The organism is Streptomyces sp. NPDC036822, from assembly GCF_055609145.1.
Window position 1 is genome coordinate 194,852 of the sequence record NZ_JBVJPY010000011.1, and the last position, 15,565, is coordinate 210,416.

Consider the following 15,565-nt stretch of genomic DNA (forward strand, 5'->3'; position numbering starts at 1 on the left):
AGGGAACACCGGCGCCCTGTGTGAGGCGGCCCCGGCGCCTCGTGTGAGGGAAAGTCCCGGCGTCTCGTGCGCCGGCGCCCGGTGCGAGGAGCCCCGGCCCCCGCCCGCCCCGGCGGTGCGGCGCCGCGCTCACCCGGGGGTGTCGTCCCCGTCGCCTCCCTCGCCCCCCTCGTACATCGCGTCGACCTCGCGCGCGAAGTCGCGCAGCACCGCGCCCCGCCGCAGCTTCAGCGACGGTGTGAGGTGTCCGGCAGCCTCGGAGAACTCGGCTGTCAGGACGCGGAAGGCGCGGATCGACTCCGCCCGGGACACCAGCCGGTTCGCCTCGTCCACCGCCCGCTGGAGGGCGGCGAGGAGTTCCTCGTCCCGGGTGAGTTCCCACAGCGCGAGATGGTCCTTCCTCCGCATCCGCCGCCAGTGGGTCGCCCCGTCGTGGTCCAGGGTGATCAGGGCCGTGATGTACGGCCGGCCCTCGCCGACCACCACGCACTGGCCGACCAGGGGATGGGCGCGGAGCCAGTCCTCCAGAGGGCCCGGGGCGACGTTCTTGCCGGCCGAGGTGATGAGGATGTCCTTCTTCCGGCCGGTGATCCGCAGATAGCCGTCGTCGTCCAGCGAGCCCAGGTCCCCGGTCGGGAACCAGCCCTCGTCGGTCCAGGGCAGGGCCACCCCTCGCTGGGAGTCCCAGTAGCCGGCGAACACGTGGCCGCCCCTGAGCCAGACCTCGCCGTCGCCGGCGATCCGCACCGCCGTGCCGGGCAGCGGCCAGCCGACCGTGCCGGTGCGCGGCCGCAGCGGCGGGGTGACCGTCGAGGCGGCCGTCGTCTCGGTGAGGCCGTACCCCTCGAAGACCGCCACCCCCGCGCCGGTGAAGAACTCCGAGAGCCGCGCGCCGAGCGGCGATCCGCCGCAGATGACGTACCGCACGCGGCCGCCGAGCGCGGCCCGGATCCGGCGGTAGACCAGCGGGTCGTAGAGCGCGCGGGCCGCCCGCAGCCCGAGGGAGCGCTCCTTCCCGTCCCGCTCCCCGTCGTGCCCGTACCTGCGGGCGACCCGCGCGGCGCGGTCGAACGACGAGGCCCGCCCGGCGCGTTCGGCGGTGGCGCGGGCGGAGTCGTACACCTTCTCCAGGACGTACGGGATGGCCAGCAGGAATGTCGGCCGGAAGCCGGCCAGGTCGCGCAGCAGGTCGTCACCCTCGACGGACGGCGCGTGCCCGAGCCGTACCCGCGCCCGCACGCAGCCGACCGCGACCATCCGTCCGAAGACATGGCTCAGGGGCAGGAAGAGCAGGGTGGAGGCGGGCTCGTCGCCGGCGACCGACCGGAAGACGGGGTGCAGGAGTTCGATCGCGTTGTCGACCTCGGCGAAGAAGTTGGCGTGGGTGAGCGCGCAACCCTTGGGGCGGCCGGTGGTGCCCGAGGTGTAGACGAGGGTGGCGATCGTCTCGGGGGTGAGCAGGCCGCGGCGGGCGGTCACGGCCTCGTCGGGGACGTGGGCCCCGGCGCGGCGCAGCTGGTCGACGGCGCCGCCGCCGACGACCCAGAGGTGGGCCAGGCCGGGCAGCCCGCGGCGCTCGCCGGAGATCATCCGGGCTTGGGCCATGTCCTCGACGACACAGGCGGCGGCGCCGGAGTCCTGGAGGATCCAACGGGCCTGGAAGGCGGAGGAGGTGGGGTAGACCGGGACGGTGATCAGGCCGGCGGCCCAGGCGGCGAAGTCGAGCAGGGTCCATTCGTAGGTGGTGCGCGCCATCAGGGCGATCCGGTCGCCGGGGCGGAGACCGGCGGCGACCAGTCCCTTGGCCACGGAGTGGACCTGGGCGGCGAAGGCGGAGGCGGTGACGTCGGCCCACGAGGTGGCGCCCGGGCGGTCCCCGTCCTCCTGCCTGCGGCTGAAGACGACGGCGCCCGGGTCCTGGCGGGCGTTGTCGTAGGGGATGTCGGCGAGCGAACCGCGCGGGACCCGGGGGGCGAGGGGAGGCAGGGAGACCTCCCGCACCCGGCCGTCGACGACCGTCTTGCGGGGCTCGACGGGCGGGGTCGGGGAAGGGGTGGCGACGGGCACGGGCGGCTCCTCGGTCTCGGTCGTCGAGATGAACTGAGGTCGTGCGTCGGTACGTCTTCGCCGGGCTCGAAGGAGGTGCCGGTCAACGGCGGTACGGTCCGCCGCCCGGGCGCGCGGGTCTCCCGCGCCGTGCGACGCGCCGGCGGCGTCGGTCCCCGGACGGGCGCGGGTGGCGCCGCCTCTCGACCCGCTGTTGACTCTTCAGTAACCTTACTGCACGGTAAATCACGTCTCCAGAGGGGGAGTACGGGGCATGACGGGACGCTCACGACAGCCCTCCGGCCTCCTGTCGCTGGCCGGGGCGGTGGTCCGCTCCCCCTTCGCGAAGGTCCGCCCGGACGCCCGGACACCCGGGACCCGGATCGTCCGCGCACCCCTGCCGATCGACCCGGACCATCTGGCGCGCTACGCCCGGATCTGCGGGTTCCGGCACGACGGGGGCGCGCCGCCGCCGCTGACGTACCCGCACGTCCTCGGCTTCCCCTCGGCGATGCGGCTGATGACGGCCCGGGACTTCCCGCTGCCGCTGCTCGGGCTCGTCCACACCTGGATCACGGTCACCCGGCACGCCGACTGGTCCGCGGCCGACCGCCCCGAGATCACCGTCCACGCCGAGGGGCTGTCCCCGCACCGCCGGGGCACCGAGGTCACGATGGTGACGGAGGCCCGCCTGGCCGGGCAGCTGATCTGGGAATCCCGCAGCGGCTACCTCGCCCGCCGCGACCGCCCCGGAGACGCCGCCGCGCCCCGTACGCCCGCCGCCGCCGCGCCGACGGAGGCGGCCGGACCCGGACGGACCGCCGAGTGGCACCTGGCGTCCGACCTCGGCCGCCGATACGCCGGGGTCTCCGGGGACCGGAACCCGATCCACCTCCACCCGCTCACCGCGCGCGCCTTCGGCTTCCCCCGGACCGTCGCCCACGGCATGTGGACCTTCGCCCGCTGCCTGGCGGAGCTCGATCCGGACGGCGGACACCCTTCGGCCCGGGCGGAGTTCAAGGCCCCGGTCCTGCTGCCCGGCACGGTCACCTACGCGACCGACGGTCAGGGCCACTTCCGGCTGCACCGGGGCGGGCGAACGCACCTGACCGGCTTCGCCGGACTCAACGCGGCGACCAGCGCTCGTTCTTCATGAGGTTGCCGAGACCGGCCCACGAGAAGTTCATCAGCGTCGCCGCCGCCTCGCGGGCCGTCATCCCGGGCGTCCCGTTGGCCCACCCCGCCAGCGACTCCGCCGCCCCGGCCAGGGCCTGCGCGAGCCCGGCCACGTCCCGCTCGGCCAGCTCCGGATCGCGGTGCGTCTCGCGGTGGGTCTCCTTCGCCGCGGCACCGATCACCGTCCCCACGTACGCCACGATCTCGGCCCGCATCCGCGCCGCCTCCCCCGCGAACGGCTCCCCCTGGATGTGCGCCTGACGACTCAGCACCGCCCAGCCGTCCGGATGCTCCGCCGTGTGCGTGAAGAACGCAAGAAGCCCCGCCCACAGCTGCTCCTCGGCCGAGAGGCCGGGATCGACGGCCGCCGCCACGGCATCGAGCAACGCCCTCGCCTCGCGCCGGATGCAGGCGGTGAAGAGGTCTTCCTTGGAGTTCAGGTACAGGTAGACGAGCGGCTTGGAGACACCGGCGAGCTCGGCGATGTCGTCCATGGACGCGGCCTGGTACCCGCGCTGCCCGAAGGTCTGCACGGCGGCGTCCATCATCTGCCGCTCCCGCACGGCCCGCGGCAGACGCTTCGCCTTCGAGGCACCCACGTCGGACATCCTTCCACCCCCGCTTGCTGATTGCGGAGTAGAGCCTACGTGCCGCACCGGCCGGCCGGCCCCCGCGCCGACGGCCCGACTGCGGTCGCCGCAGGTGGGACGGGCCCCGGAACGCCGTGATGCCCGCGCCCCACGAGGGGCACGGGCATCACGAGGGCGGTTCGCGTGAGCCTTACGCGGCGACGGCCACCGGCTCTCGGGTGCTCTCGCGCTCGTCGACGGGGGACGAGGACGCGGAGTTGTACTTGTCGAGGTCCAGGATCTTCTCGCGGGCGGCGACGACGACGGGGACCAGGGCTTGGCCGGCGACGTTCGTGGCGGTCCGCATCATGTCCAGGATCGGGTCGATCGCCATCAGCAGGCCCACGCCCTCCAGCGGGAGGCCCAGCGTGGAGAGGGTCAGCGTCAGCATGACCGTGGCGCCCGTCAGGCCGGCCGTGGCCGCGGAGCCGACGACCGAGACGAAGGCGATCAGCAGGTAGTCCTGGATGCCCAGCTGGACGTCGAAGATCTGCGCGATGAAGATCGCGGCCAGCGCCGGGTAGATCGCGGCGCAGCCGTCCATCTTGGTGGTGGCGCCGAACGGGACGGCGAAGGAGGCGTACTCCTTCGGGACGCCGAGGCGCTCGGTGACCTTCTGGGTGACCGGCATGGTGCCGACCGAGGAGCGGGAGACGAAGGCGAGCTGGATGGCCGGCCAGGCGCCCTTGAAGAACTGGAGCGGGTTGACCTTGGCGACCGTCGCGAGCAGCAGCGGGTAGACGCCGAAGAGGACGAGCGCGCAGCCGATGTAGACGTCGGCGGTGAAGGTGGCGTACTTGCCGATCAGCTCCCAGCCGTAGTCGGCGATGGCGAAGCCGATGAGGCCGACGGTGCCGATCGGGGCGAGGCGGATGACCCACCAGAGGGCCTTCTGCAGGAGCTCCAGGACGGACTCGGAGAGGGTGAGGATCGGCTGGGCCCTGTCGCCGAGCTTCAGCGCGGCGACACCGGCGACGGCGGCCATGAAGACGATCTGCAGGACGTTCAGCTCGGTGAACGGCGTGATGACGTCGGTCGGGATGATGCCGGTCAGGAAGTCGATCCAGGTGCCCTCGCGCTTCGGCAGCTTGCCGTCCTGCGGGGTGAGGCCGGTGCCGGCGCCGGGGTTGGTGAGCAGGCCGATCGCGAGGCCGATGGCGACCGCGATAAGCGAGGTGATCATGAACCAGACGAGGGTCTGGGCGGCCAGCCGGGCCGCGTTGTTGACCTTGCGCAGGTTGGTGATCGACACCAGGATCGCGAAGAAGACGAGCGGGGCGACGGCCAGCTTCAGCAGCTGGACGAAGATGTCGCCGACCTGGCCGAGGGTCTCCTTGAGCCAGCTGATGTCCTGGCTGCGGGCGAGCCAGCCGAGCAGGACGCCGAGGACGAGACCGGCGACGATCTGGGCCCAGAAGGGGATCTTGGGTATGCGGGACGGGGACTTCGTCACGGGCGCGGACGCGGACGCGGACACAGACACACTCCACAGGTGCGTATCGGGGTAATACGGGGACGGGGGTGCGGTACACACGCGCTCAGGCGGTACCGCTGCATGATGCCGGGGTCAGAGCTCGCGGCAACAGACCGCGGACATACAGCGGCACAGATCGACATGCAGGCGCGCCACGAGCGGGGTGCTCACGGCATCGAGGAGTCGCACTGCTGTCTTCATGCCGAACACGTTAACACTTGAACTTTGAGAACCTCAAAGCCCTTCTTTGAGAGGTCGTCGCCCCAGGGACGCCTGAGAAACGCAGAACACCCCGGTCAGGAGCCTTGGAAGCTCCCGTCCGGGGTGTGCGGGTCTGTAGCTGTGAAATACCTTACGCGGCTTTTACGAGGCGTCTTCCTGGGACCGGTTCGCCTCCAGGCGCCCCTTCGCATGGTCGACCTTGGCCGCGATCCTCGCCGACATCTCGTCCCGCTGGCGGCGCAGCAGCACGAAGCTGAGCGGCGCGGAGACCAGCACGGCGAGGGCGAGGACCCAGAGCAGGTTGGAGTCGCCGAGGCCGCGCGGCAGGACGCCGAGGTAGACCAGGCCCCACAGTGCGAGGAAGCAGCCGGCGAAGATGCCGATGCGCAGGAGGGTGTACCGGAGGGTGGCGGCACCCGTTCCGTTCTCGGCCACGTCGGCCCCTTTCTCAGCTTCACTGGGTGCTTCCAGTGAAGCATGGGACGAAACGGATCAAGTCAGCGGGAGGAGCATGACGATGTCGTCGCGGTCGTCACCCTCGGCCACGCGGATCGCGCCGGGCACCCGTCCGACCTCCTTGTACCCGCAGGAGGCGTAGAAGCGGTCGACGCCGGTGCCGCCCCGGCAGGTGAGCCGGATCGCGTCGATCCCGCCGAGGCCGCGGACCTCGCGCTCGGCGGCGGCCATGAGGTCGCGGCCGTATCCCCTGCCCTGGTGGGAGGGGTGGACCATGACCGTGTAGAGCCACACCCAGTGCTTCATGAGCCGGTGGGTGTTGTGCGCGACGAAGGCGGTGGCGGCCACGGTGCCGTCCTCCTCGCGGCCGACGACCAGCCGCATCCGCCCCTCGGCCATGGCGACCAGGTGCTTGACCAGTTCGGGCCGCACCTCCTCGGTCGTCACCGGGGGCACGAAGCCGACGGCGCCGCCCGCGTTGGAGACGTCCGCCCACAGGCGCAGGATGCCGTCCCGCAGGGCCGGGGTGACCGGGGGGTCCAGTTCAAAGGTAAGGGGCATAGGCGAAGGCTAGCCATTACCTCGACGCGTCTCAAGAGGTGTCCGTACGCCGGACGGCCGTGGCACGCGCCTCCGCGCGCCACGGCCGTCCGGTGAGGAGGCGGCGGGAGGTCAGACCCGCATCGGCTGCGGCGACTCCCGGAGCCCGGCGTCGGGTCCGGGATACTCGCGGATGATCTCGTACCGCGTGTTCCGCTCCACCGGGCGGAAGCCGGCGTCCCGGATCAGTTCGAGCAGATCGTCGCGGGTGAGCTTGTTCGGCGTGCCGTAGTTGTCGGCGTCGTGCGTGATCTTGTACTCGACGACCGAGCCGTCCATGTCGTCCGCGCCGTGCTGGAGGGCGAGTTGGGCGGTCTGGACGCCGTGCATGACCCAGAAGACCTTGACGTGGGGCACGTTGTCGAACAGGAGCCGGGAGACCGCGAACGTCTTCAGGGCCTCGGCGCCGGTGGCCATCGTCGTGCGCGCCTGGAGCTTGTTGCGGACCTTGCCGTCCTGCATGTCCACGAAGTCGTGCTGGTAGCGGAGCGGGATGAAGACCTGGAAGCCGCCGGTCTCGTCCTGCAGTTCACGCAGCCGCAGCACGTGGTCGACGCGGTGCCGGGGCTCCTCGATGTGCCCGTACAGCATCGTCGAGGGGGTCTTGAGGCCCTTCTCGTGCGCCAGCCGGTGAATCCGGGACCAGTCCTCCCAGTGCGTGCGGTGGTCCACGATGTGCTGCCGGACCTCCCAGTCGAAGATCTCCGCGCCGCCGCCGGTCAGGGACTCCAGGCCGGCCTCGATCAGCTCGTCGAGGATGTCGGAGGCGGACATGCCCGAGATCGTCTCGAAGTGGTGGATCTCGGTGGCCGTGAACGCCTTCAGCGAGACGTTCGGCAGCGCCTTCTTCAGCTCGGAGAGCGAGCGCGGGTAGTAGCGCCAGGGAAGGTTGGGGTGGAGCCCGTTGACGATGTGCAGCTCGGTGAGGTTCTCGCCCTCCATCGCCTTGGCGAGGCGGACGGCCTCCTCGATGCGCATCGTGTACGCGTCCTTCTCGCCCGGCTTGCGCTGGAACGAGCAGTACGCGCAGGACGCGGTGCACACGTTCGTCATGTTGAGGTGCCGGTTGACGTTGAAGTGGACGACGTCACCGTTCTTACGGGTCCGGACCTCGTGGGCCAGGCCGCCGAGCCAGGCCAGGTCGTCGGAGTCGTAGAGGGCGATACCGTCCTCACGGCTCAGCCGCTCACCGGCGCGGACCTTCTCCTCCAGCTCGCGCTTGAGCCCAGCGTCCATGTACGGCCGCCTCCCATGTATCCGACGTAAAACAGGCTCCACCACCGTACTCCCCCGCTCTTCGGGCGAGGGGACCCCCATGGACGCTCCGCGTCAGTCCTCCTCGGGCAGGTCCCCGACCCGGTTCTCCCACTTGGTGGAGAGCACGATCGTGGTGCGGGTGCGGGAGACGCCCTTGGTGCCGGAGAGCCGGCGGATCGTCTTCTCCAGGCCGTCGACGTCGTTGGCGCGCACCTTGAGCATGAAGGAGTCGTCGCCCGCGATGAACCAGCAGTCCTCGATCTCGGCGAGGTCCTTCAGCCGGCGCGCCACGTCCTCGTGGTCGGCCGCGTCGGAGAGGGAGATGCCGATGAGGGCGGTGACGCCGAGACCGAGCGAGGCGGCGTCGACGGTGGCGCGGTAGCCGGTGATGACGCCGGCCGCCTCGAGGCGGTTGATGCGGTCGGTGACGGAGGGGCCGGAGAGCCCGACGAGCCGGCCGAGCTCGGCGTACGAAGCCCTGCCGTTCTCGCGCAGAGCCTGGATGAGCTGCCTGTCCACGGCGTCCATGAGTATGAAGCCTTCCATTGTCCAGCGATACCGCGAATTTAGGTATGAAATCTAAGGTACACAGGATGAGTAACCCTGTGATCTTTCATGGTGAGGAAGAGTGACCGAGAGGTCGGAGGGAGGGCGGAGAGCGCGGCGAGGGTCGCGGCGCCGACGCGCCTAGTCGGGCCGGGAGGCCCCTCCGAGCTCGCCGTCCCAGCGGCGGTACAGGTGGTGCGGCACGCCGGCCGCGTCAAGGACGCGCCCGGCGACGAAGTCCACCAGGTCCTGGATGTGCGTCGCCCCCGCGTAGAACGCCGGGGACGCGGGCAGCACCACGGCGCCCGCCTCGTCCAGCGCGACCAGGGCCTTGAGCGTCTGCCCGCTCAGCGGGGTCTCCCGCACGGCGACGACCAGCGGCCGGCGTTCCTTGAGCGTCACGCTCGCCACCCGCTGCAGCAGGTCCTTGGAGAGGCCCAGCGCCACCCCCGCCACGGAGGCGGTCGACGCCGGGACGATCAGCATGCCCTTCGCCGGGTACGACCCCGACGACGGGCCGGCGGCCAGGTCCCCGGCCGCCCAGTACCGCACGTCGCCCAGGTCGCGCACGTCCTCGGCGAAGGTGTCCGGCTTGCCGTCGGCTCCCCTGGCCAGCCAGGTCGCCAGGTCCTCGCGCCAGTGCGCGTCCCGGAAGGCGATCCCGGTCTCGTCGAGCAGCGTCAGCCGCGACGCCCGCGACACGACCAGGTCGACGCTCTCTCGCGCTGCGAGCAGTCCCCGCAGCACGGCGGCGGCGTACGGGGTCCCCGACGCCCCGGACACCCCCACCACCCAGGGACGACGCTGCTGTTCCTCTACCGGCTCCACACCCACGAGCCTATCCGGCCCGCTCCTGACGGAACTGAGTAAGGTGTCCCGGACGTTTCCCGGGGGAAGCGCACGACCGCAGGGGGGCTGCGATGACCGACCCGCACACCCGTGGCTGGACCGGCGCAGACCGGGGCAAGGCCGCCGCCAAGATGATGCTCGTCTGGGTGGGCGCCCTCTGGCTGCTCGAAGCCGTCGACCACGCCGCCGGCCACGCCCTCGACGCGTACGGCATCGTCGCGCGCGACCCGGACGGGCTCGGCGGGATCATCACCGCCCCGTTCCTGCACTTCGGCTTCGACCACGTGGCCTCCAACAGCGTGCCGCTGCTGGTCTTCGGCTTCTTCGCCGCCCTCGGTGGCATCCGCCGCTTCCTCGCCGTCTGCGCCCTGATCATCGTCGCCGACGGCCTGGGCGTCTGGCTGCTCTCCCCGACGGACTCGATCACGGCGGGCGCCTCGGGCCTCGTCTTCGGCCTCTTCGGCTTTCTGGTGGTCCGGGGCTTCGTGGAGCGCCGGATCCTCGGCATCGCCGTGGGCGTCACCATCGCCGCGATCTGGGGCGGCACCATGCTCCTCGGCGCCCTGCCCAGTGACAGCGCCGTCAGCTGGCAGGCCCACCTCGTCGGCCTGGTGACCGGCGTGGGCGCGGCCTTCCTCTTCCGGCCGGCCCACCGGAGCCCGGCGCTCACCCCCTGAGCCCATCGGGCCAGGGGCCACCGGCCGCACGGAGGCCCGGCCCAAGGAGCCCCGGCTCCCGGCTCCCTCGCCCCGGGCGCTACACCGTCAGGCCGCGCACCATCAGGTCGAGCAGCGCGCACACGAACAGCGAGATCCCGATGAAGCCGTTCGTGGTGAAGAAGGCCCGGTTCAGGCGGGACAGGTCGTGCGGCTTGACGATCGTGTGCTCGTAGCAAAACGCCGCCACCACGATCACCAGGCCCACCCAGAAGAAGAGGCCCGCCCCGGTCGCCAGGGCGTACCAGACCAGCAGCCCCGTCGTCACGACGGCCGAGGCCCGCGCGCCCCACAGCGCCGCCGGGATGCCGAAACGGGCGGGGACCGACTTCACGCCGTGGGCGCGGTCGGCCTGGACGTCCTGGCAGGCGAAGATCAGGTCGAACCCGCCGATCCAGACGCCGACCGCGAGCCCGAGGATCACCGCGTCCCAGGACCATTCGCCGGTCACCGCGATCCAGGCCCCGATCGGCCCGATGGCCTGCGCGAGGCCCAGGATCGCGTGCGGGAAGTTCGTGAACCGCTTCCCGTACGGATAGATCACCATCGGCACCACCGCGAGGGGGGCGAGGGCCAGGCACAGCGGGTTCAGCAGCGCCGCCGCACCGAGGAAGACGACGACCGCGACCCCGGCCCCGGTCCACGCCGACCGCACGGACACGGCGCCCGTGACCAGTTCACGGCCCGCCGTGCGGGGGTTCCGGGCGTCGATCTCCCGGTCGATGATCCGGTTGCAGGCCATCGCGAAGGTCCGCAGCCCCACCATGCAGACGGTGACGAGGAGCAGCGTGAGCCAGTGGACGCTCCGGTCCAGCCGGAACATCGCGGTGAAGGAGGCGATGTAGGCGAACGGCAGCGCGAAGACGGAGTGCTCGATCATCACCAGGCGGAGGAACGCCTTGGTGCGTCCGGGCGCGGGGACGGCGGCGGCGGTGCCGGTCACAGGCCGTACTCCTTCCACCGGCGGTCCACCAGGGCGGCCGTCGCCGGGTCCGACTCCACCATGTCCGGCCAGCCGCCGTCGCGGGTGTAGCCCTCCTCGGGGAGCTTGCGCGTCGCGTCGATGCCGGCCTTGCCGCCCCAGAACTGCTGGTAGGAGGCGTGGTCCAGATGGTCCACCGGGCCTTCGACGACCGTCAGGTCACGGGCGTAGTCGGTGTTCCCGAGGGCCCGCCAGGACACCTCGTGCAGGTCGTGGACGTCGCAGTCCTTGTCCACGACGATGATCAGCTTGGTCAGCGACATCATGTGCGCGCCCCAGATGGCGTGCATCACCTTCTGCGCGTGCTTCGGGTACTTCTTGTCGATCGAGACGATCGCGCAGTTGTGGAAGCCGCCCGACTCGGGCAGGTGGTAGTCCACGATGTCCGGGACGATGATCTTGAGCAGGGGGAGGAAGAAGCGCTCCGTCGCCCGGCCCAGCGGCCCGTCCTCCGTCGGCGGCCGGCCCACCACGATCGACTGGAGCAGCGGGCGCCTGCGCATGGTCACGCAGTCGATCCGCAGCGCCGGGAACGGCTCCTGCGGCGTGTAGAAGCCGGTGTGGTCGCCGAAGGGTCCCTCCGGCAGCATCTCGCCCGGCTCCAGCCAGCCCTCGACCACGACCTCGGCGTTCGCCGGGACCTGCAGCGGCACCGTCTTGCAGTCGACCATCTCGATCCGCTTGCCCTGCACGAAACCGGCGAAGAGGTACTCGTCGATGTCGCCGGGCAGCGGCGCCGTCGAGGCGTACGTCACGGCCGGCGGGCAGCCGAAGGCGATGGCCACCGGCAGCCGCTCGCCGCGCTCCGCCGCCACCGCGTAGTGGTTGCGGCTGTCCTTGTGGATCTGCCAGTGCATGCCGATGGTGCGCTTGTCGTGGCGCTGGAGGCGGTAGAGCCCGAGGTTGCGCACCCCGGTCTCCGGGTGCTTGGTGTGCGTCAGGCCGAGGTTGAAGAACGACCCGCCGTCCTTCGGCCAGGTGAAGAGGGCCGGCAGCATGTCCAGGTCGACGTCGTCGCCGGTGAGGACGACCTCCTGCACGGGCGCGTTGTCGGACTTCACCTTCTTCGGCGGCACGTGGACCATCGAGCCGAGCTTGCCGAAGGCCTCCCGGACCCCGACGAAACCGTGCGGCAGCTCCGGCTTGAGCAGGCCGCCGATCTTCTCGCTGATCTCGCCGTACGACTTCAGGCCGAGCGCCTTGAGGAGCCGGCGGTCCGTCCCGAAGACGTTCATCGCCAGCGGCATGGCGGAGCCCTTGACGTTCTCGAAGAGGAGCGCCGGGCCTCCCGCCTTGTTCACCCGGTCGACGATCTCCCCGACCTCCAGGTACGGGTCGACTTCGGCCTTGATGCGCTTGAGGTCGCCTTCGCGTTCCAGGGCCCTGAGCAGCGAGCGGAGATCGTCGTAAGCCATAGGGGTCAGTATCCGCCACCGGCTAGGCTGGGCTCGTCACCGGGGCCGTCGAAACGGGCCCCGCCATTGCTTCCAGGGGGCCGTCCCACATGCTCAGGGCGCTGATGTACATCCTGCCGCTGGCGCTGACGATCTATGCCTTCATCGACTGCCTCAACACCCCCGAGGACGAGGCCAAGCACCTGCCGAAGGTCGTCTGGGTCATCATCATCCTCCTCTTCTGGATCGTCGGGCCGATCGTCTGGTTCGCCGCGGGCAAGATGCGCCGCGCTCCCGCCGGAGGCCGCACGCCCTCGGAGTGGCACCGCAACCACCGCCAGGAGTGGGTGGCCCCCGACGACAACCCCGAGTTCCTGGCCTCCCTGCGCGAGGAGAACGAGAAGGACGAGGCCGTCCTCAAGGACTGGGAGGCGGACCTGCGCCGCCGCGAGGAGGAGCTGCGCAAGCGCGAGCAGGGCGACGACGGGGAGAAGCCCTGACATGGAGCTCCGGCTCCTGGCCACCTTCGAGAAGGTGGCCACCGTCCTCTCCTTCACCCGCGCCGCCGCCGAGCTGACGTACGCCCAGTCCAGCGTGACGGGTCAGATCCGCTCCCTGGAGAGCTCGCTCGGGGTGGAGCTGTTCGAGCGTCTCGGCAGCCGCATCCGCCTCACCGAGGCCGGAGAGCGGCTGCTGCCGTACGCGCGCCGGATCCTGGAACTGGCCGAGGAGGCGCGGGTCGCGGCCGTCGCGCCGGAGGAACCCGCCGGGGCGATCGCCGTCGGCACCATGGAGTCGCTGACCTCCTACCGCCTGCCGCCGCTCCTGGAGCTGTTCCACCACCGCTACCCCCGGGTCCGGCTGACCCTGCGCCCCACCCTCGGCGACGAGACCCGGCGGGCGCTGCGCCAGGGGACGTACGACATCGGTTTCCTCATGGAGCCCGGGACCGAGCACGCCGGTCTGGAGAGCGAGGTCCTCGCGGCCGAGCCGCTGGTCCTCGTCGCCGCTCCGGGTGATCCGCTCGCCGGCCGGGCGGGGCTGACCAGTGCCGGTCTGGCGGCGGCGCGGCTGGTGGGCACGGAGCCCGGCTGCCCCTACCGCGACCTCTTCGAGGAGGAGCTGGCCGAGTGGGCTCCGCCGTTCATGGAGTTCGGCACGATCGAGGCCACCAAGCGGGGGGTCGCGGCGGGCCTGGGGATCGCCCTGCTGCCCCGGGTCGCCGTCTCCGCGGAGCTGGCGTCCGGGGCGCTGGTGGCGCTGGACTGGGAGCCGCCGTTCACGTTGTTCACGCAGATCGCGTGGCGACGGGGGAAGCGGCTTCCGGCGCATGTGCGGCTGTTCGTGGAGCAGGCCCGGCGGCTCGTCCGCGAGCAGCTCCCCCCAGGGTGACCTTCAGTCCGGCGAGGACGATGAGCGGGACGCCGAGCGCCTGGACGAGGCCGATGTGGTGGCCGTACACGGCCCAGTCGGCGACCATCGCGACCGCCGGGTAGACGAAGGCGAGCACGGCGATCTTGGCGGTGGCCAGCTTCTGGTAGGCCGCGTACATCAGGACGTACATCAGGCCGGTGTGGACGAGCCCGAGGCCGACCAGCCAGCCCCAGCCGCCGCCGAGCCGGGAGGCCGCGCCGAAGCCGGCGAACGGCAGCAGCAGCGGGATGCCGGCCAGGACCTGGACGAGGGCGATCACGTGGGGCCGTACCCCCGTGATCCGCTTGGTGACGATCGTCGACAGCGCGTAGAGCACCGCGGCGGCGAGGGCGAACCCGAGCCCCTTGAGGGAGGCCGTGTCCCCGGGCCGGATTCCCGAGACGAGGACCAGCCCGGCGAAGGCGACGGCGAGCCAGCCGAGCCTGGCGGCCGTGATCCGCTCGCGGAACAGCACCGCCCCGAGGAGCACCAGGAAGAACGGCTGCGTGTGGTAGACGACGGTGGCGAAGGAGATCGACGTGGCCTCGTACGCCTCGAAGAGGAACACCCAGTTGAAGACGATGAACACCCCGCCGAGGGCGGCGAGTCCGAGCTTCCGGAGGGTGAGGCCGTGCCCGGTGAGGTAGCCGCGGGCCAGGCTGTACGCGCCGAGGGCGAGCGCCCCGAAGAGGCACCGGAAGAACACCACGTCGAAGGGCGACGCCCCGGACTCGACGACGAAGATGCCGAGGGTGCCGGAGAGCACCATGGCGAGGGTGAGTTCGAGGGTTCCCCTGGTATCGGTTCTCATGGCCACGACGCTAGGGACCGGGGCGGGGGCCGGTCCACGAGCCGGTGGGGCGTCCTGCCGATGGGGCCATCGGCAGGTCCGATGGGCGGTCCCGGCGACCGGCGCGAGCCGACGGAATACCCCCGCGCGCGGGGAGGTTGGAAGCGTGGCACCCACCCCCCGGCGGCGGCCGGCGCCCGACAGCACGGCGGCCGGGCGAGCCGGGGGCCGAGACCGGAGCGGACATGACCACCGACACGACGCCCCCTGCCCCCGCCACCGATACGACGGCCGACGGCCGCTCGTTCCTCTTCGTCCTCGGCAGCGCCCGCCCCGGTGGCAACACCGAGATCCTCGCCCGCGCCGCCGCCGCCGCACTGCCCGCCGGCGTGCCCCGGCACTGGGTGGACCTGGCCCGGCTGCCGCTGCCCGACTTCCAGGACGGCCGCCACGAGAGCGACGACTGGACGGCCGGGGAGAACGAGGAGGCGCTGCGCCGGGCCACCCTGGAGGCCACCGACATCGTGATCGCCTCGCCGCTGTACTGGTACACCGTCTCCGCGCACACCAAGCGCTACCTGGACTACTGGTCGGGCTGGCTGACCGCGCCGGGCTCGGACTTCAAGGCGCGGATGGCGGGCCGGACCCTGTGGGGGATCACGGTCATGGCACAGCGCGAGGAGGTGGTCGCGGACCCGATGGTGGGCACGCTGCACCACACGGCGGCGTACATGCGGATGCGGTTCGGCGGGGTGCTGACCGGGAACGGCTCCCGGCCGGGACAGGTACGGAGCGACGAGGACGCCCTGCTCCGCGCCCGTACATTCTTCCGGGGCGAGACCCCGCTCGCCCTGTTCCCCTACGAGCAGGAGCCGGCCGGCGTCTGACCGCGGGCACGGCCCCGGCCCGCCCGGCCCGGTGCGACACCTTCGCCACAGGACGACAACACCCGCACAACAGTGTCGAAAAGCCTGACGCCTTGCCAACAACCTGTCGATACCCTGGACTTGGGATG

General features: G+C 71.5%; 16 protein-coding genes. 5 read left to right on the top strand and 11 right to left on the bottom strand.

Going from position 1 to position 15,565, the window contains the following annotated elements:
* Window positions 1-129: 129 nt before the first annotated feature.
* Complete coding sequence (locus tag ACZ68P_RS24545; RefSeq protein ID WP_471009626.1) at window positions 130-2,067, bottom strand: AMP-dependent synthetase/ligase; 1,938 nt, start codon at window positions 2,065-2,067, stop codon at window positions 130-132.
* 253 nt (window positions 2,068-2,320) lie between these two features.
* Between ACZ68P_RS24545 and ACZ68P_RS24550 the strand changes: the two genes are divergently transcribed.
* Entirely contained in the window at window positions 2,321-3,202 is an 882-nt protein-coding gene (locus tag ACZ68P_RS24550; protein ID WP_471009627.1) for a MaoC family dehydratase, read from the top strand.
* Here ACZ68P_RS24550 and ACZ68P_RS24555 read toward each other — a convergent pair.
* From ACZ68P_RS24555 to ACZ68P_RS24585, 7 genes are all read right to left on the bottom strand, one after another.
* Window positions 3,171-3,821 (bottom strand): TetR/AcrR family transcriptional regulator, encoded by a 651-nt coding sequence (locus ACZ68P_RS24555; protein ID WP_471009629.1) that lies wholly within the window; start codon window positions 3,819-3,821, stop codon window positions 3,171-3,173. The two genes, ACZ68P_RS24550 and ACZ68P_RS24555, sit on opposite strands and share 32 nt — an antisense overlap.
* A gap of 181 nt (window positions 3,822-4,002) precedes the next feature.
* A complete protein-coding gene (locus tag ACZ68P_RS24560) occupies window positions 4,003-5,328 on the bottom strand; it encodes a dicarboxylate/amino acid:cation symporter (protein WP_471009632.1) in 1,326 nt (441 codons plus the stop codon).
* A 360-nt stretch (window positions 5,329-5,688) separates the two neighbouring features.
* Window positions 5,689-5,982 (bottom strand): DUF4229 domain-containing protein, encoded by a 294-nt coding sequence (locus ACZ68P_RS24565; protein WP_471009633.1) that lies wholly within the window; start codon window positions 5,980-5,982, stop codon window positions 5,689-5,691.
* A gap of 57 nt (window positions 5,983-6,039) precedes the next feature.
* Window positions 6,040-6,564: a GNAT family N-acetyltransferase gene (locus ACZ68P_RS24570; RefSeq protein WP_471009635.1), complete on the bottom strand. Its 525-nt coding sequence runs from the start codon at window positions 6,562-6,564 to the stop codon at window positions 6,040-6,042.
* A gap of 111 nt (window positions 6,565-6,675) precedes the next feature.
* Window positions 6,676-7,839, bottom strand: a complete 1,164-nt coding sequence (mqnE, locus tag ACZ68P_RS24575) for an aminofutalosine synthase MqnE (protein WP_471009638.1) — start codon at window positions 7,837-7,839, stop codon at window positions 6,676-6,678.
* Between the two features lie 93 nt (window positions 7,840-7,932).
* A complete protein-coding gene (locus ACZ68P_RS24580) occupies window positions 7,933-8,388 on the bottom strand; it encodes an Lrp/AsnC family transcriptional regulator (RefSeq protein ID WP_365717696.1) in 456 nt (151 codons plus the stop codon).
* A gap of 159 nt (window positions 8,389-8,547) precedes the next feature.
* Window positions 8,548-9,234, bottom strand: coding sequence for a UbiX family flavin prenyltransferase (locus tag ACZ68P_RS24585; RefSeq protein WP_471009641.1), 687 nt, complete (start codon window positions 9,232-9,234; stop codon window positions 8,548-8,550).
* 92 nt (window positions 9,235-9,326) lie between these two features.
* Between ACZ68P_RS24585 and ACZ68P_RS24590 the strand changes: the two genes are divergently transcribed.
* Window positions 9,327-9,932 carry a rhomboid family intramembrane serine protease gene (locus tag ACZ68P_RS24590; protein ID WP_471009642.1) on the top strand — a complete coding sequence of 202 codons (606 nt, stop codon included), beginning with the start codon at window positions 9,327-9,329 and terminating at the stop codon, window positions 9,930-9,932.
* Between the two features lie 79 nt (window positions 9,933-10,011).
* Here ACZ68P_RS24590 and mqnP read toward each other — a convergent pair whose 3' ends face one another.
* Both mqnP and ACZ68P_RS24600 read right to left on the bottom strand, forming a co-directional pair.
* Window positions 10,012-10,914, bottom strand: coding sequence for a menaquinone biosynthesis prenyltransferase MqnP (gene mqnP, locus ACZ68P_RS24595; RefSeq protein WP_471009644.1), 903 nt, complete (start codon window positions 10,912-10,914; stop codon window positions 10,012-10,014).
* Window positions 10,911-12,368 (bottom strand): menaquinone biosynthesis decarboxylase, encoded by a 1,458-nt coding sequence (locus tag ACZ68P_RS24600; protein ID WP_471009645.1) that lies wholly within the window; start codon window positions 12,366-12,368, stop codon window positions 10,911-10,913. Before ACZ68P_RS24600 ends, mqnP begins: the two co-directional genes overlap by 4 nt.
* 89 nt (window positions 12,369-12,457) lie before the next feature.
* On the opposite strand from ACZ68P_RS24600, the gene ACZ68P_RS24605 reads away from it, so the two are divergent.
* Together ACZ68P_RS24605 and ACZ68P_RS24610 are read left to right on the top strand one after the other, a co-directional pair.
* The gene (locus ACZ68P_RS24605; protein ID WP_471009646.1) at window positions 12,458-12,847 is read left to right on the top strand and encodes a PLD nuclease N-terminal domain-containing protein; all 390 of its coding nucleotides are present in this window, start codon (window positions 12,458-12,460) and stop codon (window positions 12,845-12,847) included.
* Between the two features lies 1 nt (window position 12,848).
* Window positions 12,849-13,739, top strand: coding sequence for a LysR family transcriptional regulator (locus tag ACZ68P_RS24610; protein WP_471009648.1), 891 nt, complete (start codon window positions 12,849-12,851; stop codon window positions 13,737-13,739).
* Here the strand turns inward: ACZ68P_RS24610 and ACZ68P_RS24615 are convergent.
* On the bottom strand, window positions 13,636-14,571 hold the full coding sequence (locus ACZ68P_RS24615; protein ID WP_471009650.1) for a DMT family transporter: 936 nt from the start codon (window positions 14,569-14,571) through the stop codon (window positions 13,636-13,638). The genes ACZ68P_RS24610 and ACZ68P_RS24615 overlap by 104 nt on opposite strands.
* Window positions 14,572-14,795: 224 nt before the next feature.
* On the opposite strand from ACZ68P_RS24615, the gene ACZ68P_RS24620 reads away from it, so the two are divergent.
* Entirely contained in the window at window positions 14,796-15,437 is a 642-nt protein-coding gene (locus ACZ68P_RS24620; protein ID WP_471009653.1) for a flavodoxin family protein, read from the top strand.
* Window positions 15,438-15,565 lie beyond the last annotated feature (128 nt).